This window comes from Streptodolium elevatio, from assembly GCF_040649515.1.
In the GTDB taxonomy this organism is placed as follows: Bacteria; Actinomycetota; Actinomycetes; order Streptomycetales; family Streptomycetaceae; genus Yinghuangia; species Yinghuangia elevatio.
Genome location: NZ_JBEZFP010000270.1, coordinates 1 through 3057, shown reverse-complemented (window position 1 = coordinate 3057; position 3057 = coordinate 1). Strand labels below are relative to the sequence as shown.

Here is a 3057-nt window from a genome sequence, read left to right as displayed (position 1 = left end):
GGGGCGGGGGGGGCCGCGACGGCGAGGGCCGCCGCGCCGACCGCGATCACGGCGGCGGGAGTACTTCGGGTCCTGTGTGGTGGCCGGTGCGCGTGCCGCGTCGGCGCAATGTCCCGGCGTGGTGCCGGGACGGGCGCGCGGCGCGGGTCGGCGCAGGGCGGGGTCAGGGGCATGGTTTGCCTTTCCAGGTGTCCGATCAGCGGCGGTGCGGCCCGTTTTCCGATGTTTCTCCCGGCGCTCTCCCGGTGTTCGGCGGGGTGCCGTGCGAACACGGCGGCACGGCAAGGGTTTTCCGGCGGGCAGCGGCCGATCTTCCCGTAGAAGTTAGGTTAGGCTAACCTAACTCTCTCTGCGGGCACCAGGTCCGTGGACGGGAATCTCCGGGCGGACCAGCGGAAACGCCGGCGGACACGGGTTCCCGTCCGAGGACGCCGAGCCCGCGAACCACGTCGTAGGGAGCGAACACCCATGTCCGGACCCCGTCGCGCGCGAACCCCGCGCGCCGCCGACCCGTGCCCCGCGGGCCGGCGTACCAAGTCCCCGCGCGGGGCGGTGGCCGCAGGTCGGACCGCCGCGGCCGCGGCCGTTCTGTGTGCGGCCGCCATCGGTCCGGCGGGCGCGGCGGAGTCCCCGGCGCCCGAGCCGAAGCCGGCCGACGCCAGTGCGCGGGAGATCACCGGGCCGACCGGGCAGCGCCTGTGGGTTTCGCGTACGGCCGACGTGGGGGCGGGCGAGACGCTCGTGGTGCGCGGCAGCGGATACGACGCCAACAAGGGGATATACATCGCCTTTTGCGTCGACACCGGACCCGGGCAACTGCCCACACCGTGCGGAGGAGGGGCCGACACGGGCGGCGCGACCGGGGCCTCGCAGTGGATCTCGTCCAGGCCGCCGTCGTACGGCACGGAGCTTGCCAAGCCGTACGGCCCCGGCGGCACGTTCGAGGTGCGGATCACGGTGACCCCGACCATCGGCGTGGAAGGTGCCGAAGGCGGTGTCCAGGACTGCGCAAAGGTGACCTGCGCGGTGCTCAGCCGGGCCGACCACACGCGGACCGGCGACCGGTCCGCCGACGTGCGGGTGCCGGTCGCGTTCGCCGCGGGCGGCGGCGACTCGGACTCCGGCGTCGGCGCGCCGGTGCTGTGGGGCGGGGGTGCGGCGGCCGCGGCGCTCCTGGCGGGCGGCCTGCTGTTCGTACGAAACCGCCGCGGACGCCGGGACGCTGACGTGCCGTCAGGTGCGGTCGCGGCGATGCCCGGAACCGGCGGGGCCACCGGCCCGACCGGGCAGTCCGGGCCGACGGGCGCCACCGGGCTGTCGGGCCCGGCCGCCACCGAGACGGGGAGCTGAGCCATGGCCCGGTCCCCGGCACCGGTCGGCCGCCGTTCCGTCCGCACGGTCCTCGCCTCGTGCGTCATCGCCGTGGCGGTGGCCGTCAGCGGCTGTGCCGCCGACTCCTCCGGCGGCACACAGCGCGACGCGCGGGCCGTCCCGACGGACGACCAGCGGCTCGACGTCCTCCCCGGCGACGCACCCGCGCCCCGGCTCCCGATCACCCTCACCGATGCGTCCGGAGCCCGGGTCGAAGTCGCGGACGCCACCCGCATCGTGCCGCTCAACGGCGCTCTCGCGGAGATCGTGTTCACCCTTGGACTCGGTTCCCGGGTCGTGGCGCGCGACGTCTCCGCGACCTTCCCCGAGGCCGCCGCCCTGCCGGTGGTCACCAACGCTCACGACGTCTCGCCCGAACAGGTGCTGGCACAACACCCCACGGTGATCCTGGCGGACGGCGAGAGCGGACCGCCCGAGGCGATCGACCAGTTGCGCAGCGCCGGGGTCCCCGTCGTGGTGTTCGAAGCGGTGTGGACACTCGGCGGTGTCGAAGGCCGCATCGCGAAAGTCGCCGAGGCGCTGGGCGTACCCGACCGCGGCACGGCCCTGGTGGACCGCACTCATCGCGAGATCGAAGCGGCCCGCGCGCTCGTGCCGGCAGGCGTCAAGGCGCCGCGCATCGCCTTCCTGTATGTACGGGGCGGTCACGGCGTCCAACTGATCGGCGGTGACGGGGCCGGCTCGGACGACATCATCGAGACCGTCGGCGGCGTCGACGTCGGTACCGAGCTGGGACTGCGCAAGTACACGCCGATCACCTCGGAGGCACTGGTCGGCGGCCGTCCGGACGTCTTCCTGCTGATGACGCACGGACTCGAATCCATCGGCGGCATGCCGGGGTTGCGCAAGATGCCCGGCTTGGCGCAGACGCCCGCCGGGCGCGAGAGCCGCGTCATCACGGTGGAGGACGGCGTGGTGCTGAACTTCGGCCCGCGTACCGCCACGGTCATCCGCGCGCTCGTCGAACTCCTCTATACCGGGCCCGACGCATTGTGGGCGGACGCGGGAGCGCAGGCGGCCGCCGCCCGCCCGGCGCACGACATGGCGAAGTCGACCGGGCGAGGCGGGATATGACGGCCCGTCTGGACGAGGTCGACGAAGGCTGCGAGGACCGCGCCGCCAAGGCGGGTCGATCCGATGCCGAAGACACCCGAATCGAAGACGGCTTCGACAGTGACGTCGACGGCGACTTCGACGACGACTTGTTGGGCGACGACTCGTTCGGCGGCGACGCGTTCGAGGACGACGACTTCGAGGACGACCCCTTCGACCGGTCAGCCGATGCTTCCGCTGACCCGTCCGACAGCGGCGGCGGCAGCGAAGGCATCGGCTGGCGGGGCCCGTTGCTCCTGGTCGCCCTGGCGGCGGCCGTCCTTGTCATGTGCGTGGTGGCGGCCGGCATCGGGGCGTACGGCATCCCGGTCGGCGACGTCCTCGACTCCGTGCTGAACCGCTGCGGCCTCGGCGGCCACCGCCTGGACCAGACCGCCGAAGCCGTGCTGTGGGAGGTGCGCTTCCCGCGCATCGTCCTCACTCTGCTCATCGGCGCGTCGCTGGCCTGCGCGGGGGCCCTCATGCAGGGCGTGTTCGGCAATCCGCTGGCCGAACCCGGCGTCGTCGGGGTGTCCGCGGGCGCGACCGTCGGCGCGGTGCTGGTGATCTTCA

Annotated in this window: 3 protein-coding genes; all 3 read left to right on the top strand. The window is 73.7% G+C overall.

Features of this window, described 5'->3' with window-relative positions; all coding sequences use genetic code 11:
- Positions 1 to 468 precede the first annotated feature (468 nt).
- The gene (locus AB0C36_RS42900; protein WP_358365183.1) at positions 469 to 1350 is read left to right on the top strand and encodes a neocarzinostatin apoprotein domain-containing protein; all 882 of its coding nucleotides are present in this window, start codon (positions 469 to 471) and stop codon (positions 1348 to 1350) included.
- 3 nt (positions 1351 to 1353) lie between these two features.
- A complete protein-coding gene (locus AB0C36_RS42895) occupies positions 1354 to 2466 on the top strand; it encodes a heme/hemin ABC transporter substrate-binding protein (RefSeq protein WP_358365181.1) in 1113 nt (370 codons plus the stop codon).
- On the top strand, positions 2463 to 3057 hold a 595-nt coding region (locus AB0C36_RS42890), incomplete at its 3' end, for an iron chelate uptake ABC transporter family permease subunit (protein WP_358365180.1). The genes AB0C36_RS42895 and AB0C36_RS42890, both read left to right, overlap by 4 nt.

Coding starts and splice junctions, on each gene's coding strand:
- AB0C36_RS42900 (WP_358365183.1), top strand. CDS start 469: ATGTCCGGACCCCGTCGCGCGCGAACCCCGCGCGCCGCCGACCCGTGC.
- AB0C36_RS42895 (WP_358365181.1), top strand. CDS start 1,354: ATGGCCCGGTCCCCGGCACCGGTCGGCCGCCGTTCCGTCCGCACGGTC.